The sequence below is a fragment of the Facklamia sp. P12932 genome, from assembly GCF_050409545.1.
Classification (GTDB): domain Bacteria; phylum Bacillota; class Bacilli; order Lactobacillales; family Aerococcaceae; genus Facklamia.
In genome coordinates, this window is sequence record NZ_JBNUPG010000007.1 from 1 (window position 1) to 23,736 (window position 23,736).

Here is a 23,736-nt window from a genome sequence, read left to right on the forward strand (position 1 = left end):
CATAAGCATGCCATTTTAGAAGCACCTTGTGTAACATATGTTTGACAACTCTAGATAAAACAAAAAACCAAAATCAAGATTCCCTTGACTTTGGCTTCAACATATTATGATTCTATAAATTATAGGGATCATTCACAAAAACACAGACATTTAATGTATTAAAAGCATGTTCTACTATATAGAAAGAAGTCTGTACATGACTAATAAGATAGAACAGTCCTCAATACTAAAGACCCAAACATTAATTTCTCTCATAATTGAGTCGCACAAGTCAAAAATAATCACTATATTTCTTGCGCCTTAAGTTCTCCTGTTCACCCTTTTCATCCTTGCTCCTACTATCATAAGGAAAAGACTGTCATTAAAAGGCTAACTATTTACCTATTATTAGCTCCTTATAAGGCTTAGGAAAGGTCTGTTTTTGTCTGAACAAACAAGCTTTGATCACCACACTTTCCTGCTCAGAATAAGCCCTTGTAGATACATTGTTTCATCTCTAGTGCTACCAAACAAAAATAGCGTGTTTAACAACCCACACGCCCTCAAAAAAGATGATTGCTTATCAAACATATCTATCTATAAGTGCATCATGTCATAATTGCCTTCGCTTCCGTTTCTCATAAACGGCCACCGACCCTCCTTTAAAAGATTTGTTTGATAAGTTTAAGTCAATTCCAACAGTGAAGGGGGCTATAAGCTTTGCTAGTGCAATGTCATTCCCCATCAAGTCATAGATGTTGTAGAAGATGTCACTTAAAATATCTAAAAAAGTGCTTTTACCGTTATAGTCATCATGAATAAAATAAGGTAAAAACTATTTTCATTGACTGATACACAGCCTACATTGCCTTAACTTGCCAATTGAGCCCTAATACTTTGATTATTATTGAACGGTTTCATATCGTTGTTCAATCCCTTAATCCTGAATTAAATCGGTTGCACATTCATTGGATAAATCAAGTACATCATAGAGACAAGCGCTCTACAATAAATCAAAAGATATTGGGGGACTGTTTTTGAACAATACCGACAATAGGGACAATGACCTATAAAATCAGAAGCAAGTGTTTAAAAGCATCTATCAAATGATACAAAAGCTACACTATCCCTTAGAAAAATTTAGTCACAAAGCATTTAAGGTCTTACTCCGTGACAATTCAACCTCCCGGCTATCATCTAGGTTAAGAAGAACCTTCGGAATCCCAACAACTTTCTTGAGATTACCTTCAACCATCCTGAACTAACTAAGGGGTGATCAATAAATTTAAAGTGCTTAAGCGCAATGTCCATGACTCCCGAAACTATTGTCATTTTAAAGATAAAATCTTTTAACGCGAGACAATTTGTATCCGAAGAAAAAGAAAAAGAGACCAAACAGATATTAACTGCTTAGTCTCCTTAATTTATCATCAACCCTATTTGATATAGAGTCTATTTTTTAAACTAATGCTTTTTTGGCTTCCTCAACCAAAGCAGTAAATGCTGCTGCATCATTGATAGCAATATCTGCTAACATTTTACGGTTAATTTCGATTCCGGCTTTTTTCAAACCATTCATTAATACAGAGTAACTCATATCATTTTGACGAGCTGCTGCATTAATACGTGTAATCCACAAACGACGGAAATTACGTTTGGTTTGACGACGGTCACGAAAAGCATACATGTATGACTTCATAACTTGCTGCTTAGCTGTCTTAAATAATTTTGACTTTGCTCCGTAATAACCTTTAGCTAATTTTAATGTACGTTTACGACGTTGACGTGTAACATATCCACCTTTTACGCGTGCCATGATTTTCTTCCTCCTTTATTCCTATAAAGCTGAAATTTGTTGCTTAATACGTTTCATATCTGAAGCAGAAACTAAAGCTGATTTTCGTAGTTGACGACGTTGCTTTTTAGTTTTACCGTGGAAACGGTGGGAAGTAAATGCACGTGAACGTTTCAATTTACCTGTACCTGTTTTCTTAACGCGTTTTGCTAAACCGCGGTGAGTTTTTTGTTTTGGCATAATAATCCTCCTATATTCCTACTTATTAATCGTATTATGATTCTGACGAGGGTGCGAGTATGGTAAACATACTACGGCCTTCCATTTTAGGTTTTGACTCAACGGTCGAAACTTCTTTTGTATCTTCAATAAAGTCTTCCAAAACATCTAAACCTAAATCCTTATGGGTAATTGACCGTCCTCTAAACCGGATACTTGCTTTCACTTTATCGCCTTTTTCCAAGAACTTGATTGCTTGACGTAATTTCGTCTGGTAATCATGGTCATCAATTGAAGGACTGAGACGTACTTCTTTAACACTGACTACTTTTGTATTCTTACGTTGTTCTTTTTCTTTTTTCTGTAACTCGTAGCGATATTTACCGTAATCCATAATCCGTGCAACTGGCGGATTAGCTTGCGGTGAAACGAGCACGAGGTCCAAATCAAAAGATTCAGCAATCGTTAAAGCGTCTTGTAGCGATTTAACTCCAATTTGTTCTCCATTATCACCGATGACGCGCAATTCCTTAGCGCGAATTTGCCCATTAATCAATGCTTCTTTAGCGATATGAGTCCACCTCCATAATTTTTATGAGTGACAAATAAAAACAAAAAACAGCCCGTTTGTATACGTGCCGTCTCTATCAATTTACAAAAACAGAATTTTCTGCTCCATAAATGATTTGCCCTACATCTTCTAATGTCCGGCGAGAAACGGTTTGTTTCTACTTGTTTTCTCAACTTATACATTGTATCACACTTCATTTGATAAATCAAGTTAAAATTCTTAGAGCATTCTAGAGTGTCTAGAGTTGTCAAACATATGTTACACAAGGTGCTTCTAAATGGGCATGCTTATGTCTTAACGTCTCGTCCTCAAATTCTTAGAGCGCAAATTTCCTTTAGCTATTAATCATAATTGATGATATAATACTGCAGAAATCTAAATATTAGGAGTTTTTTTAATGGACTTAAAAAAAATTATAATAGGAACGATTATGATAGGGCTGTTAACAGCTTGCCAAAATACCTCATCCCCTGAAGTGAAAAGCTCTTCAGTTGACTCATCTAACAATCAAGCTTCATTAGAGGATTCTCAATCATTACAAAGTCAACCTTCTTCCTCACTTGAAAAGTCAGTTGCTGATGAAGATGATCAAATATCTTCTACTAAAGAAGAGAGTAGGGAAACAACTTTATCCAAAACTGACAAATTAAGAAAAGCAATTATAAAAAAGCAAAACAACTCAAACGATGATAAAGAAGAGACAAACGAAGACTTAGAAGTTTCTTCCATAGAGCCTAACGAAAGTACCGAAACAGTTAAAAAAGATAAACCAATAGTTGAAGATGACGGAACAACCGATAAGGAAGAAACCACCTCTGCAAGTGGTGGAAAAACAACTATTGAAACTACACAAGAAGATGATACCGAACAACAACCAGCCGCTTCATCATTTTCCTTAGATTACGATCAATATAACTCCGTTCAAGAAATTATCGAAGATTTAATTGATGAATATGGCGTTGATTCTTCTAAACTAGGTATTGCTTATCAAAATTTTGTAAGTGAAGAATCCTATTACTTAAACGAAAATGAAGCACGTCATGCAGCTTCTACCAACAAAGTGGGAACCTCCGTCCTATATCTCGACCTAATTGAAGCAGGTGTCCTAAGTTGGGATAGTCAACTGCCTGCTAGCGAAAAGGATTTAGAAGAAGGTGATGGTAGAATCACCAATAATCCCTTACGCTCATATTATAGCTTAGAGGAATTGATTTCTAACCTTCTAGTCTATTCAGATAATACTGCCTGGAACATTTTAATCGATTATTATTACGAAAATTATGGTGATTATCGCAATGACTTAATCGAACTATCAGGCATTAATAATAAACCGATTGCTTTAACTCAAAATATGAACTATGCGACACCCAATATGCTAATCGGTTATCTTAATAAAATTGCTTTCGATGATAGCTATCAACCTATTATAAACTACATGTTAATCGCACAAAAAGGACAACGATTCAAGCTGTACGTTGATAAAGGAATGGCTACTAAATATGGTCAGTATGGTAATGGTTATCACGATACAGGTATATACTTCGAAGACGGAAAGCCTATATATAGTCTAGTGCTAATGACCAACGATCTGGGTACACTCGATAATTTTATGGGGGATTTAAATTTACGCGTAAATGAATGGTACCATTACCAACAGATTCAATAATAATCACATCACCCACGCAACTTCTTCAACAAAAGTTGCGTGGGTGAATTTTGTATTCAAAATTATTTGATCAACATACTTTTAAACTTCATTTTCCAATTGTTCGAGAACACAAAAAGGGACCACTAGAATACTTAGTAAGATATAGCCTGTTTGTATCCAAAAAATTCCCACATCCATCATACCGTGAAAAAGAACGATTACTAATATTGACACAATGAGACCTAATTCTAGTCTAATTTTAGGTTGGAAGACTCGTTCAACTACATTCCTAAAGTAATGACTAAAAGCCATTGTTAAAACCATTAGACCTACAATACCGTAATTAGCTAGTGTATCAATCAATAACTGGTGGGCATGCATTTTTCCTTGATCTGCAAACAAATAATAAAAGGTAACATAAGCCATAGGCCCTCTTCCGATTAAGGGACTTGTTATAAATATTTGCCATCCAGTATACCAAATTGCAAAACGGTCATCAAAAGCATGCGCCAAAGTAGTAAACCTAGGTAATAATTCAGGTTTTATAAACAAAGTTAAAAAACCTCCTGCTAAAGCAAAACCAATCCCCCATGCTATTTTAGGCTTTAAGAAAAATACCATAAGGACAATCCCTACAATACAAGTAGGAATAGACCATCTCGAAGCAGTTAAAAATAAACTAATTAAATTTAAGAAGATGACTATCATCGATAACCAACGATCAAGTGGTCGCTTTGTTTTCGCCATTAAATAAATAGCCATTACTAAAACCATGGCAATATATAGTCCATAATAATTAGGATTAAAAAACGTTGCTTCTGCACGAATTTGCGGATTATGATACTTAAAAATATAAAATAAATCGTAACCATTCATAAAAACATAGTAAGTATATCTTACAAACGCTAGCAAAGCTAACGGGATAGACCCCCATGTGAAAATTTTTATCTGTTTTAAAAAAAGCTGAGGAGTAATTATTTGAAAATAAAAATTAAATAGTAAAAAAAGTAAAAAAAGAACAAATGTGACGGCAACTCCGATATAATTCCTAAAGTAGATTGATATGATTAAACTATATATCAAAAAGATAAATAACCAACTCTGTTTGCGCATTATCTGTCTCAAGTCTCGACGGTGTTGAAATAGAAGATATAAGGTTGTTAAAAAAATAACAGCGCTACCAACATAAAAAGGTAATAAGACTGAAACTGACACCAATAAGAATAAATTACCTTCAAGATTTTCACTTTGAGTCAAAGATTTCAAATTCACTACCATCCACCTCCATGACTAATATTTATTATTATAGCAAAAGATGCTCTATATATTCATTAAGTAACAACAGATTTTATCTTGAAGATTATTCATAAAGTAGTTATTATTAACCAAATACAGTTCATCTCAAAGCTTAAATGGACTCGTTATTTAGAAATAAGTTCAATGTTTATGTGGTTGACACCGTATTTCTTACATTATCTTAGGAAATGCTCATGTCGATAAAAAACTTTTTATTAGCTTTTTTATGATATTTCTAGTTGACTGTCAGCAGGACTCTCATTCTCCTTCTGATAGCGAAGAATCTATTACAACTGCGTCAGAAAGACTAAGTACAACTATTGAGACTCAAGAAACCAGCATGGATGAAAAAATCGGATTGAAGAACATCAAGTTACATCCTATTCAAGAAATTATGATTCCTATCGTTCAGTTACTGATTTAGTGAATGATTTAATAAATGACTATAATTCCCCATCTTCTCGTCTAGGCATTTCCTACTATAATTTTTCACTAAAGAATCTCACTTTTTAAACGAAATTATCGGCCAATATGCTCCTTCTAGCAATAAAGTTGGAACGGCTGTTCTTTACATCTAATTAATTGAAGAGGGAAAACTTAACTGGAAAAGTCAATTGCCTGCCAGCAATGTTGATTTTGAATCAGGTGCAGAAAAAAATACCCATAGTCCCATTCAGTCTGAATACCAATTAGAAGAGCTGATTGAAAATTTATTAGTGTATTCAAATAACATCGCTTGAAACATTCTGATTAATTATTATCAAAACAATTTTGGAGACTTTAAACGTGATTTGGTTGAAAAATCAGGGGCTAGTCAAAAAACAGAAAGTCTTTATGATCAATATAACTATGCTACTCCTAATACTTTATTAGTTTAACTAAAACAAATTGCCCAAGATAAAGAATATTTACCTCTAGTTAGATACATATCCATTTCTGAAAAAGATCAACACTTTAAGCTTTATATCAAAGGTGGTATGGCTGCTAAATATGGACAACTGGATTATGCCTATCACGGTACAGCTATTTATTTTGAAAATGGACACCCTATCTATGCTCTGGTTCTAATGAAAAGAGAAATTGGGACAGTGGATCAATTTATGGGAAAACTTAACCTTATTATCAATGAGTGGTCTCTCTATTAAATTTCTCCCAATAAATAAAACTATTTTATCAAAAATTACTATGTTGTAATCTCTTTTATTTTTACCAATCAACATTTAAAATTGCGCTTTTCATAACTGTGAACGAAATTTGATGCTTCTTTGATTTTTTTAAATTTCATATCTCAATTGGACTTAAATTGAGATTTCGCTATAATAAAGAATAGTTTATTGACTAGTTTTAACGTTAGTCACACCCATTTTAAGGAGGACAGCCTATGCCTATACATTCAATAAATTGGCAAAAATTTTTTAAAAAACTTGTTTTAGTCATGCTTTTTAGCAATTTATTCAATCAAGCTATTTCAGCCCAAGTTGAAAATTTATCTAAATTACCTGATCTGTCTAGAGATATTAATAAGGCCAAAGAATACAAGACGGTCGTCATGCCAGATGATTACCCAGAGGAGCTAACCAGCTTTTTTGATAGTTCAATTAGTTCAAGATCCTTCATTGTGGTAGATGTTGAAACAAATCGAATTTTAGCTCAAAGAGGAAGTAATATCCCCTATCCAATTGCTTCTACAACTAAAATTCTTACAGCCTATCTTACTTATAAAGCAATTGAAGATGGGAAAATAAAAATTACAAGTGAAATTGAAGCTCCCAGTGATCTAACTCAAGCACTCTCTGATAACCCTGAGTTAACTAGCACCCCTTTAATAGCTGGTCAAAAATATACTGTAGATGATTTACTTCATGCTTTAATTATGCGTTCAGGGAATGATGCAGCCTCTTTACTGATGCGAGAAATCTATGGTTCAGAAACTGCAGCTGTTCAAGCGATGATCGACCAACTTAATAATTGGGGCTTTGTAGATTTCGATTTATACACAACTTCTGGTGTCCCTAATGAATTTATACCTGAAGATTGGCGTATGGCTGGGTCTCTAGCTAGTAATGAAAACGCAATGTCTGCTCAGGACCTAGCTTTGATGACTCAAAATGTCATTAAAGAATTTCCAGAAATTTTAAATATTTCTTCTGCTAAAACTTATGTTTTCCAGGAAGATGGCGACTTTAGCCAAGTTTTTAATACCCCTAACCCTCTTTTACCTGGTCAATCATTAGGAAGAGAAGGAATTAATGGCCTTAAATCCGGTCTCACAGATGGTGCAGGAGACAGTTTTGTAGCGACAGGCAAGGAAAATGGGCGTGAAATTATTGCCTTATCCATGGGGAACTTTATCCAAGAAGATGGAAGTTATTCTTCTTCTTATGATCAATTAACCTTGATTCTTGATGCTTTAGCTGAACATCCTGATTTATATCAAAATGAAAACTTACCCCTTAACCAAGTCACTCAATCCAAAGTTGAAGAAGAGCTTAATGAAACTTCCATAGATGGTGAAGAAGATAATGAGTCTCAAACCGAACAAGAAAAAAACACTTTAGAAAATCGAAGAGATAATCCAATAACTAACTTTATTAAAAGAATATTTGACAATTTTAGATGATTAAAAAGCAGATCTCCTTTAAAAAGGAAATCTGCTTTTTAAATATTCATTGCTATCGGCTTCTTCTAATTTTCCATCTATCATTTTAAAAAATCGGTCACATTTAGATATTAGCCGCGTGTCATGCGTCACCATAATTGTTGCTTATGCTATTTCCTTAGTCATTTTTGCTAAAAGATCCACTACCTCGAAAGCACGTTCACTATCTAAACTAGCCGTCGGTTCATCAGCTAAGCGGAATTGATCTTTAACTTTTAAAAAGGAATAAGATTCGAGGCTTGTAAAATTAAACCTATTTTATCAAAGCGGCGTTTAGTACGTTCTTTATCACTTAAAGCGGAAAAATCTTCTTTTAAGTAGACTTGACCTTTTGAAGGACTTTGGAGCCCTCCAATAATCGATAATAAAGTACTTTTACCAGAACCAGCTGGGCCAATTATGGCCACAAATTCGCTTGGTTCAATCTCAAAATTAGTCTGTTTCAAAGCTTGAATTGTTTTGTCACCATCTTTAAAACTTTTTCAATATTTTTAATTTCTATGGCTTTCACGTTTATCTCCTAAGATATCGCTTGACTTGGATCAATGCGTACAATTTGTCTAACTGAAAGCAATCCACCTAAAACCGCAAAGACAATCATTAAGACCATTGTAATTCCAATTAATTCCCATGAAAAAGCAAAAGGTACTTTTGCTGGTAAATAAAGGGCTGTTAAAAGAGTAAATATCAAACCGAGCGTGGGCTCCTATAACCGCCATTAGTAAAGTTTGGTAGACGACTGAGCTGCCGATAAAAAAGCTTGAAATACCCTGTGCCTTCATGACACCTATACAAGACTGCTATGATCATTGCTAATAACTGCCGCCTTATTAGAAAATAATTTTTGTGAATTAAAAAAACACTTAGTCTCAAATTTGCCTTTAAGTAGTTAATAAAGACAATTTGGGCGATAAGTGTTTAGAATTATAATTTTTTATTTTTTCGATTTATTATTAATATCCGCTAAAATCATTGCAATGAAATCTTCAACCGAAACTGATTCTGAATTTTCTTGACCGTAACGACGAACATTCACATTACCAGATTCAACTTCTTTGTCCCCAATTACTAATTGGTAAGGAACTTTAGAAGTTTGAGCTGAACGAATCTTATAGCCAAGTTTTTCATTGCGCAAGTCCATTTCAACGCGAACACCAACATTTCTCAAAGCATGATAGATTTCTTCTACTTTTTCACCATGGGCTGCGAGATTAACTGGTAAAAGAACAACTTGAACTGGAGCTAACCAAGTAGGGAAGGATCCCTTGTACTCTTCAATTAAGTAGGCAACGAATCGTTCCATAGTTGAAACTACACCACGGTGGATAACAACCGGACGATGGTCATTTTGACCATCCTCACCTACATAAGTTAGGTCAAAGCGTTCTGGAAGTAGGAAGTCTAATTGTACTGTGGACATGGTTTCTTCTAAGCCAATAGCTGTTTTGAATTGAACATCTAACTTAGGCCCATAGAAAGCTGCTTCCCCTTCCGCTTCAAAGTAATCCAATTCTAATTCATCCATAGCTTCTTTAAGCATAGCTTGGGCTTTTTCCCACATCTCATCATCATCAAAGTATTTCTTAGTATCCTCAGGATCACGGTATGATAAACGATAACGATAATCTGTAATGCCAAAGTCCTGATATACCTCAGAAATCAACTGTAACACACGCTTAAATTCCTCTTTAATTTGGTCAGGACGAACGAAAATATGCGCATCATTAAGTGTCATTTCACGAACACGCTGCAAGCCTGATAAAGCACCCGATTTTTCATAACGATGCATCATCCCTAATTCTGCAATTCGAATAGGTAGTTCACGATAGGAATGAATATCATCTTTATAAATCATCATATGGTGTGGACAGTTCATCGGTCTTAGAACAAGCATCTCACCGTCACCCATATCCATAGGCGGGAACATATCATCTTGATAATGATCCCAGTGTCCCGAGGTCTTATAAAGATCCGTCTTGGCCATGATTGGAGTGTAAACATGTTGATAACCCAATGAAATTTCCTTATCAGTAATATAGCGTTCGATGGTACGACGGATAGTTGCTCCATTAGGTAGCCAGAAAGGTAAACCTGATCCCGCTTCCGGACTAATCATGAATATGTTCAATTCTTTACCTAATTTACGGTGGTCGCGCTCCTTGGCCTCTTCACGTAATCTTAAGAATTCATCTAGATCTTCTTGTTTAAAGAATGCTGTTCCATAAACCCTTTGCATCATCTTATTATCAGAATTGCCACGCCAATAAGCTCCAGCGAGTGACAAGAGTTTAAAAGTCTTAATCTTACCAGTTGAAGGCACATGAATTCCACGACATAAATCAGTAAAATCTTCTTGCGTATAGACGGTGATAATTTCGTCTTCAGGTAAATCATTGATTAACTCTTGCTTGTAAGGATCATCCTTAAAAATCTCTAAAGCCTCTTGACGCGATACTACTCGCCGTTCAATTGGATAATTGGCTGAAATAATTTTTTTCATTTCCTTTTCAATTTTTGGCAATTCTTCTTCGGTAATTGGATCTGGTTTGTCAGTATCATAATAGAATCCTGAATCAATGGCAGGTCCTACACCAAAGTGAATACCTGGATACAAACGAGTCATAGCATGAGCCATTAAGTGAGCGGTTGAGTGACGCATAATTTGTAAAGCTTCGTCGCTTTTATTAGTGATAATCTCAATTGACCCATCCTTTTCAATTGGTCGATTATGGTCAATAATCTCTCCTTCAAATTTACCTGCTAAGGTTGCTTTAGCTAAAGAACGAGAGATAGATTCTGCTACTTGCATAGGTGTGATGCCTGATTGATATTCTCTTACAGCACCATCCGGTAATGTTAAATGAATTGTTGACATATAAGATTCCTCCTCCGTACTACTGAAACTTAAAACAAAACGTCCCATTGGCTATTACTAACCAATGGGACGTGTATTCGACGTGGTTCCACCCAAGTTCATTATCTTTTATAAGATAATCTCATAGAGTTAACGCCTCCGACGTCTCGACTTACCACTCATGCTTGAGTCGAGCATTCAAGAAGGGGTAAAGCTAATTATCATTAAGGTCTTCCAGCAAACGACCTCTCTCTTGAAATGAGGGAATTAAACTTCGTGACTTCTCATTAATTTCTTATCTTGAGTTAAATTCATTAAACCATCAATCTTAAAAAAATGCAAGAATTAGTTTCATAATTGCATTAATCTGCCAATGCCAGTCAAATTAGCTAAAATCCCTAAAAACATAGGAAATAATAAAACAGTTTGCTTTTCCACAAAGAAATACAACCCTGCCACCGTTATTTGAATAATCAGTGCAATAGCAAGGACTAGCAATATAAACCTTTGCTCTTTTTTAAAATCTGTTGATTTGAATCCATCTCTCATACATCGATTTCCTCTCTTTAATAAATTAACGGTTAGATAAGCGGCGATTTTCTCCCGTCAATTGCCATTCCTTAGTTAAAAATTTAATTCTTTCCATGATTCTTGCCGCTTTCGTCACGTCGGAAGCATTACGACTAGAAGCTAAATGAACTTCTAACTCTGCCATTGTGAAGTTGGAAGTGAAAAATGTTGGTAAGGATTCCTTCATCCGATGTTCGAGTATAACCCCTAATAAATCATCTCTTAACCAAGCTGAATTCGATTCCGCCCCAATATCATCAATAATTAGAACTGTTTTCTTCTTAATTTGCTCTAACATCATAAATAATTGATTGTCTTGCCCAATCACAGCCTTCATTTCCATCGTAAAGGTTGGGTAATGAATCATCGATACTTGATAACCCAAACTGGCTAGAGCATTGGCTAAGGCCCCTAATAAATAGGTCTTTCCAACACCAAACGGTCCAGCGATATACATACCTCTGGCTTGACGAATATTCACTTTAATCTCTTCAATAAAAGTTGTGACAGCTTCCATCAACACTAAACGTTGCGGACTGGTTAAGTCGTAATCTTCAAGCCTTGCTTTTTGAACATCTAGAGCCATCATCCGATTATCAATTAAAGCAGCTGTTTTTCTTTGGGCCTGTTGATGTAAATAACTTTGAGTGGGCACATAGGTAACATCTATATAGTTATAGTTGATAAAAAGTTCCGGTGTAAAACCAGGGTTTTGCCCTTCTTTACCTGCTGCCATGGCTTCTTTTTCCATCCGATACTCGTTGAGTTTGGATAGAGAATTCATGATCATTTCTAGTGAAATTTTGTCCTGATTAGCATTGATAAAATCCTTAATAGCAGGATAATTGAGAAGCACTTTTGTCATTTCTTGACTTGAAGCAGATTGGGGTGTTTGATTTTCAAAATCTTTCATCAGCTGTTTGATGGATTGCATCTTAATCTTCCCCCTTATTTAATAAGTTCTCTAGTCGTTTGCGAATTTCTTCTTCTTTTAATTGTGACGAAGGTTTTGCGCCTTTGTCTATAGAGTCATCATCTATCTCCTTTGACAATGCGTTCTTACCATTTGTCTCAACTGGTTTACTGCTAGCATTTTCTTGAGAAGTGGCTTTTGGATTTTGTTGTTCCTTCAACCAACTAGGCACCAACTCTTGATATTTTTTTTTGTTAGTCCAATTGTTCTTTGATGATTGTGCTTTTTGCTTGTCTTTAATTTTACTTTGTTTCTCTTTAAAGAGTCTCTGCTTATGTAAGAACTCCAAGGCCTCTGCAGGATTGGATAGTCCCACTTGTTGCCACTCATTAGCCAATCGATTCGATCTTCCTTTTTCAAAATTGGCGTGCCCTTCCATAACGATTAAATAATAAACTAAAAAGTTCAAGACAGCTTGTGGCAGACGTGATTTCTCAATTAGTTCTTTTAAATAATAATGTTCAGAACTCGTCGCAAATCCGCCTGCTTCTTCTTTAATTTGATTTAAAAATTCACTTGGATTCATTTGCTGACAGATAAGTATAATTTCAATTTCTTGATCGGTAAAGCTTGGATAGTTCGTTCTTAAATCATTTTTCAAATTAGCAAGTTCTTCGTGACTTGCTTTGACTGACTGGTCGACTAATTGATCATAATATTCGCGTTTCTTAAAATACTGATATTTTGCTGCATAAGTTCTTAACAATTCAAGATCAATTTGTTGTGTGACTGGACTTTGAGCGAGTTTAACAACTTGCGCCATAGCTTCCTCATCCAGTTCATAAAACTGACTTAAGCTAGCTATTTGGTTCAAGACAGCTTGGCTTATCAATTCTTTAGCAACTTGTTTACTGGCTAGTATCTGATAAAAGAAAGATAAATCAAATCTATCTTGAAAGTTGTCTTCATCAAGCTCAAAATTTGAGTATTGGTCTTGGAATTGTATGCCTTCGGTCGCTTCAAATAATTCACTACGACGAAAGTTTTCGCTTTTAGCATTGATAACCTCAGCGAAAGGTAAGGTGATTTCGCTTAATGCTGTCTGCCCTAGGTCTTCTTTTTTCCACAGACGAATCAAGCCATAATAAGACTCATCACCTATTTGATTAAAAAGAGCTAATGATAATTGGGGATGTTTAAAAAAATGTTCCACTGACAAAGGCATTTGCATTTCATAGAAAATAGTTTGCCGTGTATAGTCATCATGTGACTTTTCATCTCGATAAGTTCTTATAAGATTCACAGCTTCTAAATGAATGCGTGCTTGATTGAAATCCCCTATACCCATATTAAGAACAGGTAATAATCGAGAGTGCATCGTCCGATAGGTCCAATTAAGTTTTTCTCTCGGTTGGTGAGCCAAAGTTAAATATAAACTGACTGCATCGGCCCCAATAATCGGTTGATAAAGTTGAGTTAAACATTGAAGTTGCTGAAATGATAAAGGAAGGCCTAATTTGACTTGATAAGGTTGATAAGGATTAATCTGTAAGACCATGGTCCTCTTGCTCCGATGATTTTGATTGTAGCGTTAGGGCTTCAAGTTCTTTAATAAACATTTCACGTGATTGGAATTCACGGTATACCGAAGCAAAACGAATATAGGCCACTTCATCTAATTCCATTAATAAAGGCATTACAAATTCACCGATATCTTTACTAGCAATTTCTTGTTCACAAATTTCTCGAATTTTATTTTCAACGTGACCGACCACTTCTTCCATTTGCTCACGACTAATCGGTCGTTTTTCTGCCGCTCTAACAATACCACGCAAGAGTTTATCACGATTAAACTCTTCACGTGTTCCATCACGTTTAACTACTAATAAAGGTGTTCTCTCAATACGTTCATAAGTATTAAAACGAAAACCACAAGTCATACACTCTCTTCTACGTCGGATAGATGCACCATCTTCTGCGGGTCGGGAATCAATTACTTTGGATTGTTGCTGATGACACTTTGGACATTCCATCAAAGCTCCCCCTTTCTATATAAATATATTAAAGTAATTCCTAATTCTATTATAGCTTATTTAATAAGTCTTGTAATGCTTGATTAACTTGTTCAGCAACTGTCTCTTTGTCAAACTCAGTATCAATGACAAAATCAGCTTGCTCAATTTTTTCGATAGTGGGGATTTGACTAGAAATTTTTCTTTGAGCCATTTCTAGATCGATTTGATCTCTTTGAGTCAAGCGTTCTAATTGCTTATGATAAGGCGCATAGATCACCCACACCTGATCAAAGAAAGCTTGCCAACCCACTTCATATAACAAGGGCACTTCAACGAATACCAATGGTTCAGATAACGTTTTAATTTGACGTCTTAGCTCTTCAAGAATCAAAGGGTGTAAAATTTGATTAAGGGCTTCTAAAGCTTGAGAATCATTGAAGACTATTGCCGATAAAAGTGGACGGTTTAAATGACCTGAGCCCAATAGGATTTTTTCAGAAAATCTTTCAACCAGTCTATTTAATCCCTTACTACCAGGCTTAACTACTTTCCTTGCAATTAGATCCGTATCAATAACTGGATAGTTTAAATTTTTAATTATTTGAGCCACGGTTGATTTACCGGTTGCTATTCCTCCTGTTAATGCTATCAAAAACGTCATACTATACCTCCTGTTTAGTCGATCATGTTTGTTTTTACTAAGTAAAATATCTCTGACACCTTGGACAGTAATGTGTGCCTCGTTGAGCCAACTGAGTTTTTTCTACGGTAGTACCACAACGAAAACAAGGCTGTCCCTTGCGCCCATACACTTGCAATTGTTGTTGAAATTCTCCTGCTTGTCCTAAACTGTTGCGGTAAGTTCGAACGGATGAGCCTCCTGCCTTGACCGCTTCATCAATCACCTCAATGATTGATTGATGTAGATCTTGCATATTACTTAGTGGAACAGACCTGGCCAAACTAGCTGGATGGATTCCTGCTCTAAATAAGGATTCATCAACATAAATATTTCCTAAACCTGCCACTGTTTTTTGATCTAAGAGAACAGGTTTAATCATACGATTAATTTTGGATAGGTCTTTTTGAAAACTTGCTAAATCAAACTCATTTTCTGTGGGTTCTGGACCTAAGTCCTTGGCGAGAAAATAATTTTCTAGCTCATTTTTCGCTATTACTTCAATCCGACCAAACTTTCTAACGTCATGATAGTTCAATAAAGTTTCATCAGTGAACATAAATTCGACATGAGTGTGCTTATCTTTTTGATAGGATGTCAATTGATCTTGAGGAGTGTATTGATATTTACCTTCCATTCGCAAATGCGAAATCATAACCTTATCGCTAAGAATAAATATTAAATATTTTCCTCTTCGTTTGACTTCAATGATTTGTTGGTCGATTAACTGATTAGCAAACAATTTTACTTCTTCAGCATTTTCAGCCCCTACTATTCTAGGCCAATAAACATTTACTTTTTTTATGGTCTTTCCTTGAACCAACTGATTCAATCCAATCATGACAGCATTTACTTCTGGTAATTCTGGCATTTAACCCACTCCTAAACTGAAATCTATTTTTATTTTATCATGAAAGAAGAACTTTGTCGGTTATGTCGAATAATAAAGATGATATCGTCTTATTTTAAAAACCACCTAGGATTAGGTGGTTCAAAAATTTATCTAGCTTCTAAAATAGCAACATCCCTACCTGAAAGATCACTTTCAATATAGCCTGAAGCAAGATATTTTTCAATTACTTGTTTTTCTTCTGATTGACCTTCTAAAATTGAGCGATTAAAAACAACATAATCAATAGTAAGGTCTACTTCTCGATTATTATGATAGAAAAGATCATAAAGTTCTGAATTTTTTGATAAAGGTGTCGTATATGAGGATACCGTCACAACTCTACTATTTTTTGGTATTTTAGCTAAGGTCTTTTGAATCGATTGATAAAATTCAGTGTCGTTTTGATAGGATTGATAATCATACTTTCTAGGGCCTATCATTGTTACAAAAAACGAAAGGCTTGCTAATATTGATAAGGTGATGAAAAAGCTTGATAATTGTTCAAATGAGAATTTTTTGGTTCGAAACAGATACACTTTTCTTCTTTGCCAATGTTCAATGGTTATGATAGACATAAAAAGAATAAGCGTGCTCGACCCAAAGTGATATTGTTTAAATAAGTCGACTTGATAAGGCCAGTCACTGACAAGATTGATGACCAAAAGGGGTAACAATAAAATATACGGGCGCCATGAAACTTGTAGCAAGGGTAAAAAGGCCTGGCTTGCAAAAATAATCAAGAGATACTTTAACTTTTCATAAGTAAAAATACTTGCTAATGTGAATGCGGGGTTTTTTATGGCATTAAAGACCGCATGGATTAAACCCTCTTGGTCTGTCAGCATAAAATTGGCAAAGCGACTAGTCATTGCCCCAGTGCCAAAGTGTCTTAACCAAGTAATAGCAAAGAAAAAATAAGCTATTGGTATAATAATCTGAAGCCCCAGTATTACTTTTTTTACCTTAGACGTTTGGGGCCAAAGATTTTGTAATAAAAAGAAAGCCCCGATACTTATTACATAAACAATCGCATCTTCTTTGACTGCTAATAATAATAGGGTTGCTACCGCCATCTTCCAGCTCGATTGACTGAGGTCGGCATAAATTAACCATAAAACTAATGGTGCTAAAAAACAATTTTCATGATAGTCATAGAATTGACCGCTAGTCAATGATGGCATCCATAAATAGAGCAAAAGAAAGACAATTCGATACTTCACACTCCACTTTAACTGATTAAGTATTAAATATAAAGGTATGACTCCTGACATTACAATGAGAACTTGAAGCGCTTGAATAGTCAAAGGACTCGGTAATAGACAATAAACAGGCAGAATTAAATAATGAATAGGAGAGAGATGCACTGCAAAATGTGACAACTTTTCTCCTCTTTCTAAAGTTGTAATAGGCCCCATCCCATTCGCCATACTCTCAAACATCTGCGAAAAAATGCCCATATCATAAGTCGGTGAAGCATAGACTAAAACTCTAGCAATTACCCATAAGCCAACTGTTGATGCATACAATATAATGGACAGAAAGAATATTGCCCATAAACTCCCTGACCTCATTCTTAAATTTAATCGTTCCAGAAGACTTCCACGAGTTAAGAAGTAAGCTAAAATAGCACTTAAAATAAATAAGATTAATAATTTTTTATCCATTGATGAACTATTTGTTACAAATGTTTCTTCATTCAAAAAAACAGCCAGATAAATGAAGCGTATCGCTAAGATAAAAGCTCCTCCCAATACAATGAATTGTTTCTTAAGTCTATTGAAAAAGAGATAGCAATAGTAGGTCATTAAAAGAAAAAACACACCCAAGACGATTACTAAGGATGAGTTTTGCCATGTAAAGAATAGACAAAATATTACTAAGACAATAGTAAAAAATTCTCCTCTTAAATCTTCTCTTGAAAAATGAAAATCGCCCGCTAATAAAAGTGAAAAAACTAAAACAAGCATACTTAAAAAAGAAAATATGGACACTTGATTATCCAGAATGACCAAAACATTGAGTTCAGGACACATCATAATGTTTAAAATCGCCGTTATTAGATAAGCTGATAGAAAGTGAAAGCCAAGTGACCAAGAAATAATTAAAGATTTTTTCTGACTCATCTTGAAATTTACTCCTCTACTTTAATGTCATTCGTTGGGTCTTTTGTAATTTTGAACCTTTCAACCTGCTGGTCAGTAGGAGACTTTTTGGCTGAGCGACCAATTTGTCGTTTATTTAACGACTCACCATTTAGATGAAACATTAAGAACTTGCCGTACTTTTGCTCTAGAAGAGCCCAAGCAATTAAACTTAAGGCAGACAAACTAGTAATGCATGCTCCCAATAAAAGGCCTCTCGGCTGAAAGATCATTTCAAGTTGATGTTCGCCAGCTTCTACTTGAAAGGCCAAAAGAGAATCCCATATTTTTTCGTCTTCTACAAGTTCTCCATCGACCTTCACTTGCCATCCTTGGTCGTACGGAATAGAAGTAAACACCCAAGGGCTATCTTTAATTGTAATCGAACCTCTCACATAGTTGGAGCCCCACTCTTCTATTTGTATGGCCTCTGACTGCCGGTCTTCGATTATTTGGTTAACCTTATTTTGATCCATTTGGTAAATCTTCAGATCTGTCAAATTGAATTGTCGGTCAGCCTTAATAATGATCTCCAACTCTTGTTCTTGACCTTTGGCTTGATGGGCAATATTAAAGACTTGATTGGCTCCGAATTTAGAGCGATAATCGTAATTCTGTCCATTTAATAAAATGTCGACTTCTCCCTTATAGGTTGATAAACTGCGCGGAATATCGACAAAGTAGGAATCATCAGTAGTTGGCGTAAAAATCAACTTCATTGAACCATCCAGTGTATTATCTTCACGAGAAAAGATTTGACCTCCTGATTGTGTCGCTCCATGAATTAAGTTGGTTAAAGTCACCTCGGTCTCAACCAGTTTGAAAATTTCTGTATCATCTGATAGGAGAGCTTGAGCAATCGCATTTTGGTTAGCGATCGGTCGGTTTTCAATTAAATTCAATTGAGCTAACTGATTACTTACTCCAAAAGCAATCGGCAATGTTTTAGGAGTTTGGAAAATGGTAAATCGATCGGTTTCATCTACCTTATTCGCCTCATTAGTAATATCTAGGCGTGTCACATCCGTTGGAAAAATATAAGTCTGATCAATAACAGCTTGATCATCACTTGAAAAGGGTTCATTATTTACAAAATACTTCACTCCGAATAGAGCATCAGTTAAAGGAGTACCATAATAATAAATAGATGCATCAATCGCTGAATTTCCTAGTTCTTCGAACAAATCTCGTGTAGAGCCTTCTAAACTAGAGGTGAAGGTTGTCATTCCAGGATAACTAAAAGTCATCGGATCATTTTTAGACCGATAGAATGTTTTAGAGATACGGTAAAAATCGCTTTTGTCTGGACGAATTTTATCAATAGATTCGTCAATGACATCCAGTGCATTTTCAAATTTAAAAGCATTGTTATGATTTAGTCTTCCCTGGGAAAGATAGGCATTGGCACTTAACTCTCCAAAACTTAATAATAAAACTAGCAGCCATTTAAAGTGAGGCTGTTTTACTAAATAAAGAACCAACCACATTAGCCCAAAAATAAAGGCGGAAGCTTGTCTTTGTTCAGGAGTCAGGAAAGAATATTCCTTGACCATCACTACAGACTGAATTAAGAGGGCAATAGCTATTCCAATGAAAACTTCCTGGCTTTCAATCACTTTATCCTTGAGTCCTTGATAAGCTAATAAGATAAGGAAAAAGACTAGAATCCAAGAAAAACGATAGAAAAAGCCTGCTGGATTTTGTCCCATATGCCAAATCTTGCTAGTGAATTCATGGGTCATAGAAAAGAAGAAGATAGTTAAAACTGTAGCGCTCGCCCATTTATGGCTGGTTTTAATTGTTTTCGATAGGAAATAACTGATTACCCCCACCATAGCTAAGGACCCAACATATATGTTGGGTAAGTTCGGTCCCGCAGACCATGACTCATTATCAAAAGCCCCTATCATTAACTTAGCAAAGATATCTAATGGATTTATTTGTAATTCCCAATCAAAAGATAGAGTCGATTCCAAAGCAGCTTTTGAAAAGAGTAAGTTATAAATGTTAGGCACTAATAATAGAGCTGACAGTCCAATTCCTATTAAAGAAAACATACCTAAGCGAACAACATTTTGTCCTAAAAATTTAAAATAATGGTCTTTATGTACTTGGTAATATTGAACAAACAAATAATAAAAACTATAGAATAAAATAAACAAGCAAATCATATAGCCCATATAATATTGAATGATCATAGTCGAAGCCAAAAGAAAAATGTAGGTGTAAGGCTTTTTACCATCCAGTACATTTTCTAGCGCTACAAGTAGCAGAGGCATTAGCCATAATGCATCCATAAAAATAGGTGTCATTTGATAAGACACAGCGAAACCATTCAAGGCATAGGTGGTAGCCAAAATCAAAGTCAAATAAGGTCTTTTTTGGCCACCATGGCGTTTAATAAGATAATAAGCCATGGATAAGCCCATAGCCCCATACCGCAACCATACCGATAAAAATATAGCATAGGTTATCCATTTCATGGGTAAAATTAAATAAAATATATTGAAAGGACTCATTAAGTAATAAGCCCAAGCCCCAATCATATTTCCTCCAATTGATTTGGTAAAAGAATAAAACAAAGCGCCAAAATCACCTGAATAAAAAGAATTTCGCATAAATATATATAAATCAATAAATTGCTGATTAAAGTCGATAGCTAAGAAAGACTTTTCTCCAAAAGGAAAGAAATCATTAATAAACCACCCTACTAGCATTAAGGCCAAAGGAGCCAAGCCGCTCATTCCATAAATCCATGTTTTTTTCTTCATTCCTGGTCCCCCTTCTTAATATTGCTTTCTTCAATAATATAATGAGGCCTTCCCTTTACCTCATAGAATATTTTACCAATATATTCACCTAAAACCCCAATGGAGACTAATTGAACGCCTCCAAAAAATACAATTGTAAAAATAGTGGTGAAGTAACCTGATACTGCTTGACTCGGATCACTAAAGTAGTTAAAAAGTAACAATATAATATAGAGTCCGGCAATTGCAATACAAGTTAAACCTAAGCCAAAAATCATTCTTAAGGGATGATTAGAAAAGGATAGGATTCCATCTAAAGCGTAGTTTAAAGACTTTTTGAATGACCATTTTGTTTGTCCTGCTTGTCGTAATTCATTTTCATATTCAATGACCGTTTCCTTAAAACCTATCCAAGAAAATAATCCTTTAGAAAAACGATTATACTCTCTTAATGAGGTAATAGCATTAATGGCTGGCCGTGATAACAGACGAAAATCCGAAACACCATCCGTCAATTCGACATCCATCATGGTGTTGGCAACTTTATAAAAGATTTTTGCAAAAAAACTGGTTGTTTTTCGTTCGCCATCTCGACTTCGCTTGGCATTCACCACATCATAGCCTTCTTGATATTTAGCAATCATTTCTTTAATTAAATATGGCGGATTTTGTAAATCTCCATCCATAATAATAACTGCTTCGCCACTGGCATGATCAAAGCCCGCTAACATTGCAGCCTCCTTACCAAAATTGCGACTAAATGAAAGGTATTTAACTCGCTCATCTTGTTCAGCAATTTTTCGCATCAATTCTAAGGTGTGATCGGAGGAGCCATCATTCACATAAAGTAATTCAAATTCGAACTCAACCATTGTTTTCAATTCTTTACTTAAAACTTGGTGAGTCTTTTCGATCATTTCTTCTTCATTATAAAAGGGAATCAAAATTGTTATTTTCAATGTAGGTCTGCCTCCCCTTCAAAATAAATTTTACGTGTCACGAAATTAAAAATCATCACAACAATACCGATCAGTACCTTAGAAATCATTACATCCCACTTGAGCCAATCTACAAAGATCACCAAGCCGATTAGGGTGATTAGCAATCCGATAACACTTAAAATGAAAAAAGCCAGGAATTCTTTATGTCGTTCTCCTGCTTCAAACTTACTTTTAAAAACAAATTTCATAGACAGGTAATAGTTATAAAAGGTAGCTACTACAAAAGCAATGGTTGCGGCAATATGGTGATTAACACCAAATTGATAATTAAGCAAATAGAGGATCCCCATATCTAGTAGGGTCGCTGTCCCTCCAACAAAAACAAAACGAGTGATTTGCTTCATTAATTTTATCATAATTTCCGTCCTTTTCTTTTATGTACACCAATTATTATATACTAAGAGGGGGGGACTTTCATCCTAGCTTAGAAGCTTCAAGCTATTTTAAAGATTTTGTCTTAATAAGGACACAAAAAAGACGATTGAATTTCTGATATGCCCCCTGTCAAGTAGACAGATAAAATATCATTCAAACAATCGTCTATTGTTGTCACATCTTAAAAGATACAGTTTTTAAAGATTTTAAGCTAAAAATGCTAAAAGATTTGAAATTAGTATTCCAATAAATGTTCCCGTACTTACACCTATTAAGGCCATTAATACAGCAATAGGCACTAAAGATTGAGAATAAGCCGCTGCTAAAACTGGTGCAGATGCTACTCCACCTATATTAGCTAATGAAGCCACCCCACATGTGAATAAATCCAACTTAAAAAGCTTAGCTATAATTAACATTAATATGCCGTGAACTAACAAAATAACAAAACCAGTTAAAATATAAGCTGGGGCTTGGGTTAATTCGGCAAAATTTGAAGTAGCTGCAATTAAACCAATTAATAAATATAACAAAACATTAGATAGCTGTGGGGCACCCGGAATCTTACCTAAAGGTGTCATAGCGCACGCTAAACCAATAAAAGTAACGATAATGATTGTCCAGCCTGTTTCAAAGTTACCAGGTAAGTAGCCAGCTATCGTTTGTGCTAGGGCAGTAAAACTAAAAGCTAAACCTAATAACAGTAGAATATGATGATGCTCAATGGCTGTGCTAATTTTATCAAATTTAATAGTTAAATTTTCATTCACTTTATCTATGACAGAGGTGTCAGCCTTGGTCCATTTATTAAACTTTTTAGCAAAAGGTACCATAGCTAACAAGAACATTATCCACATTGAATAATCAATCGAATCAATCAAAAGAGTGTATCCCATACTTTCACTATTAAGATTTAATGATTCCATAACAGCAGACATATTTTGGACGCCACCTACCCAACTACCTGCTAAGGCACCAAGCGTGAGCGGAGCATCCGGCGATAGGATTCCTTTGAATAGGGTGAAAGCGATTACAAAGCCTATTGTAATCGTGATTGTTGCTGAGAAAAATGATAGGATCATTTTCCAGCCTAACTTGGCAATATCTCTTAAATCAGCTCTTAGAAGCATTAGAAAGATCATAGCTGGAAGAATAGCATCCTTAATCGCTCCCCTTGCACCCAAGACTTCCTCCCCTTGCCAAAAACCAAAGGTTGAAAATAACATCGTTCCAAAATAAACTATTATCAGTGCTGGTACATAAGTAAAGAACTTCGAATCCTTATACTTGCTTTCAAGCCAAACCATTACACCTATGAAAAGTAACATGAAGGCGATAAAGTGAAATCCATTCGTAATCATAAAAAACCTCCTTTTATT

Annotated in this window: 21 protein-coding genes and 1 pseudogene; 4 read left to right on the forward strand and 18 right to left on the reverse strand. The window is 35.2% G+C overall.

Annotation, left to right across the window (positions count from 1 at the left end; genetic code table 11):
• Positions 1–1,438: 1,438 nt before the first annotated feature.
• The 3 genes from rplT to infC are packed head-to-tail and all read right to left on the reverse strand — an operon-like array spanning position 1,439 to position 2,549.
• Positions 1,439–1,795 (reverse strand): 50S ribosomal protein L20, encoded by a 357-nt coding sequence (gene rplT / locus ACQV2P_RS04445; protein ID WP_428874468.1) that lies wholly within the window; start codon positions 1,793–1,795, stop codon positions 1,439–1,441.
• Positions 1,796–1,816: 21 nt separating this feature from the next.
• Complete coding sequence (gene rpmI / locus ACQV2P_RS04450) at positions 1,817–2,014, reverse strand: 50S ribosomal protein L35 (protein WP_258436501.1); 198 nt, start codon at positions 2,012–2,014, stop codon at positions 1,817–1,819.
• A 34-nt stretch (positions 2,015–2,048) separates the two neighbouring features.
• Positions 2,049–2,549, reverse strand: a complete 501-nt coding sequence (infC, locus tag ACQV2P_RS04455) for a translation initiation factor IF-3 (protein ID WP_258436502.1) — start codon at positions 2,547–2,549, stop codon at positions 2,049–2,051.
• Between the two features lie 412 nt (positions 2,550–2,961).
• On the opposite strand from infC, the gene ACQV2P_RS04460 reads away from it, so the two are divergent.
• On the forward strand, positions 2,962–4,230 hold the full coding sequence (locus tag ACQV2P_RS04460) for a serine hydrolase (protein WP_428894676.1): 1,269 nt from the start codon (positions 2,962–2,964) through the stop codon (positions 4,228–4,230).
• A gap of 81 nt (positions 4,231–4,311) precedes the next feature.
• Here the strand turns inward: ACQV2P_RS04460 and ACQV2P_RS04465 are convergent, their stop codons facing one another.
• The gene (locus ACQV2P_RS04465) at positions 4,312–5,490 is read right to left on the reverse strand and encodes an O-antigen ligase family protein (protein WP_428874552.1); all 1,179 of its coding nucleotides are present in this window, start codon (positions 5,488–5,490) and stop codon (positions 4,312–4,314) included.
• Positions 5,491–6,089: 599 nt separating this feature from the next.
• On the opposite strand from ACQV2P_RS04465, the gene ACQV2P_RS04470 reads away from it, so the two are divergent.
• The 3 genes from ACQV2P_RS04470 (at position 6,090) to ACQV2P_RS04480 (ending at position 8,128) form a co-directional block, all read left to right on the forward strand.
• Positions 6,090–6,248: a serine hydrolase gene (locus ACQV2P_RS04470; RefSeq protein WP_428874555.1), complete on the forward strand. Its 159-nt coding sequence runs from the start codon at positions 6,090–6,092 to the stop codon at positions 6,246–6,248.
• A 237-nt stretch (positions 6,249–6,485) separates the two neighbouring features.
• A complete protein-coding gene (locus ACQV2P_RS04475; protein ID WP_428874550.1) occupies positions 6,486–6,653 on the forward strand; it encodes a hypothetical protein in 168 nt (55 codons plus the stop codon).
• A gap of 236 nt (positions 6,654–6,889) precedes the next feature.
• Positions 6,890–8,128 carry a D-alanyl-D-alanine carboxypeptidase family protein gene (locus ACQV2P_RS04480; protein ID WP_428874549.1) on the forward strand — a complete coding sequence of 413 codons (1,239 nt, stop codon included), beginning with the start codon at positions 6,890–6,892 and terminating at the stop codon, positions 8,126–8,128.
• An 18-nt stretch (positions 8,129–8,146) separates the two neighbouring features.
• Here the strand turns inward: ACQV2P_RS04480 and ACQV2P_RS04485 are convergent.
• From ACQV2P_RS04485 to ACQV2P_RS04550, 14 genes and pseudogenes are all read right to left on the reverse strand, one after another.
• Positions 8,147–8,678 (reverse strand): annotated as a pseudogene (locus ACQV2P_RS04485) (ABC transporter ATP-binding protein).
• Positions 8,679–8,687: 9 nt separating this feature from the next.
• The gene (locus tag ACQV2P_RS04490; RefSeq protein WP_428874846.1) at positions 8,688–8,858 is read right to left on the reverse strand and encodes a hypothetical protein; all 171 of its coding nucleotides are present in this window, start codon (positions 8,856–8,858) and stop codon (positions 8,688–8,690) included.
• Positions 8,859–9,101: 243 nt separating this feature from the next.
• On the reverse strand, positions 9,102–11,042 hold the full coding sequence (gene thrS / locus ACQV2P_RS04495; RefSeq protein WP_428874847.1) for a threonine--tRNA ligase: 1,941 nt from the start codon (positions 11,040–11,042) through the stop codon (positions 9,102–9,104).
• A gap of 330 nt (positions 11,043–11,372) precedes the next feature.
• A complete protein-coding gene (locus ACQV2P_RS04500; protein ID WP_428873625.1) occupies positions 11,373–11,570 on the reverse strand; it encodes a hypothetical protein in 198 nt (65 codons plus the stop codon).
• A gap of 25 nt (positions 11,571–11,595) precedes the next feature.
• Complete coding sequence (gene dnaI, locus ACQV2P_RS04505) at positions 11,596–12,525, reverse strand: primosomal protein DnaI (protein WP_428873624.1); 930 nt, start codon at positions 12,523–12,525, stop codon at positions 11,596–11,598.
• 1 nt (position 12,526) lies between these two features.
• Positions 12,527–14,062, reverse strand: a complete 1,536-nt coding sequence (locus ACQV2P_RS04510; RefSeq protein ID WP_428876503.1) for a DnaD domain protein — start codon at positions 14,060–14,062, stop codon at positions 12,527–12,529.
• Positions 14,046–14,537, reverse strand: coding sequence for a transcriptional regulator NrdR (nrdR, locus tag ACQV2P_RS04515; protein WP_428873622.1), 492 nt, complete (start codon positions 14,535–14,537; stop codon positions 14,046–14,048). Before nrdR ends, ACQV2P_RS04510 begins: the two co-directional genes overlap by 17 nt.
• 49 nt (positions 14,538–14,586) lie before the next feature.
• Positions 14,587–15,180 (reverse strand): dephospho-CoA kinase, encoded by a 594-nt coding sequence (coaE, locus tag ACQV2P_RS04520; protein WP_428873621.1) that lies wholly within the window; start codon positions 15,178–15,180, stop codon positions 14,587–14,589.
• A gap of 37 nt (positions 15,181–15,217) precedes the next feature.
• Positions 15,218–16,069 (reverse strand): DNA-formamidopyrimidine glycosylase, encoded by an 852-nt coding sequence (mutM, locus tag ACQV2P_RS04525; RefSeq protein WP_428874850.1) that lies wholly within the window; start codon positions 16,067–16,069, stop codon positions 15,218–15,220.
• 128 nt (positions 16,070–16,197) lie between these two features.
• Positions 16,198–18,213, reverse strand: a complete 2,016-nt coding sequence (locus ACQV2P_RS04530; protein WP_428894677.1) for a DUF2079 domain-containing protein — start codon at positions 18,211–18,213, stop codon at positions 16,198–16,200.
• An 8-nt stretch (positions 18,214–18,221) separates the two neighbouring features.
• On the reverse strand, positions 18,222–21,002 hold the full coding sequence (locus tag ACQV2P_RS04535; protein WP_428874852.1) for a YfhO family protein: 2,781 nt from the start codon (positions 21,000–21,002) through the stop codon (positions 18,222–18,224).
• Positions 20,999–21,940 (reverse strand): glycosyltransferase PgfS, encoded by a 942-nt coding sequence (gene pgfS, locus ACQV2P_RS04540; RefSeq protein ID WP_428894678.1) that lies wholly within the window; start codon positions 21,938–21,940, stop codon positions 20,999–21,001. The genes ACQV2P_RS04535 and pgfS overlap by 4 nt, the downstream gene beginning before the upstream one ends.
• Complete coding sequence (locus ACQV2P_RS04545) at positions 21,937–22,338, reverse strand: GtrA family protein (RefSeq protein ID WP_428873616.1); 402 nt, start codon at positions 22,336–22,338, stop codon at positions 21,937–21,939. The genes pgfS and ACQV2P_RS04545 overlap by 4 nt, the downstream gene beginning before the upstream one ends.
• Before the next feature lie 225 nt (positions 22,339–22,563).
• Entirely contained in the window at positions 22,564–23,718 is a 1,155-nt protein-coding gene (locus ACQV2P_RS04550; protein ID WP_428874854.1) for a DUF819 domain-containing protein, read from the reverse strand.
• Positions 23,719–23,736 lie beyond the last annotated feature (18 nt).

Bases quoted from the DNA above. Each gene is read 5' to 3' on its own strand.
- rplT (WP_428874468.1), bottom strand. From the start codon at position 1,795: ATGGCACGCGTAAAAGGTGGATATGTTACACGTCAACGTCGTAAACGT.
- ACQV2P_RS04535 (WP_428874852.1), bottom strand. From the start codon at position 21,002: ATGAAGAAAAAAACATGGATTTATGGAATGAGCGGCTTGGCTCCTTTG.
- ACQV2P_RS04550 (WP_428874854.1), bottom strand. From the start codon at position 23,718: ATGATTACGAATGGATTTCACTTTATCGCCTTCATGTTACTTTTCATA.
- ACQV2P_RS04460 (WP_428894676.1), top strand. From the start codon at position 2,962: ATGGACTTAAAAAAAATTATAATAGGAACGATTATGATAGGGCTGTTA.
- ACQV2P_RS04480 (WP_428874549.1), top strand. From the start codon at position 6,890: ATGCCTATACATTCAATAAATTGGCAAAAATTTTTTAAAAAACTTGTT.
- ACQV2P_RS04530 (WP_428894677.1), bottom strand. From the start codon at position 18,213: ATGAGTCAGAAAAAATCTTTAATTATTTCTTGGTCACTTGGCTTTCAC.
- dnaI (WP_428873624.1), bottom strand. From the start codon at position 12,525: ATGCAATCCATCAAACAGCTGATGAAAGATTTTGAAAATCAAACACCC.
- ACQV2P_RS04500 (WP_428873625.1), bottom strand. From the start codon at position 11,570: ATGAGAGATGGATTCAAATCAACAGATTTTAAAAAAGAGCAAAGGTTT.
- ACQV2P_RS04465 (WP_428874552.1), bottom strand. From the start codon at position 5,490: ATGGTAGTGAATTTGAAATCTTTGACTCAAAGTGAAAATCTTGAAGGT.
- mutM (WP_428874850.1), bottom strand. From the start codon at position 16,069: ATGCCAGAATTACCAGAAGTAAATGCTGTCATGATTGGATTGAATCAG.
- nrdR (WP_428873622.1), bottom strand. From the start codon at position 14,537: ATGGAATGTCCAAAGTGTCATCAGCAACAATCCAAAGTAATTGATTCC.
- thrS (WP_428874847.1), bottom strand. From the start codon at position 11,042: ATGTCAACAATTCATTTAACATTACCGGATGGTGCTGTAAGAGAATAT.
- ACQV2P_RS04475 (WP_428874550.1), top strand. From the start codon at position 6,486: ATGGCTGCTAAATATGGACAACTGGATTATGCCTATCACGGTACAGCT.
- ACQV2P_RS04545 (WP_428873616.1), bottom strand. From the start codon at position 22,338: ATGATAAAATTAATGAAGCAAATCACTCGTTTTGTTTTTGTTGGAGGG.
- rpmI (WP_258436501.1), bottom strand. From the start codon at position 2,014: ATGCCAAAACAAAAAACTCACCGCGGTTTAGCAAAACGCGTTAAGAAA.
- ACQV2P_RS04510 (WP_428876503.1), bottom strand. From the start codon at position 14,062: ATGGTCTTACAGATTAATCCTTATCAACCTTATCAAGTCAAATTAGGC.
- coaE (WP_428873621.1), bottom strand. From the start codon at position 15,180: ATGACGTTTTTGATAGCATTAACAGGAGGAATAGCAACCGGTAAATCA.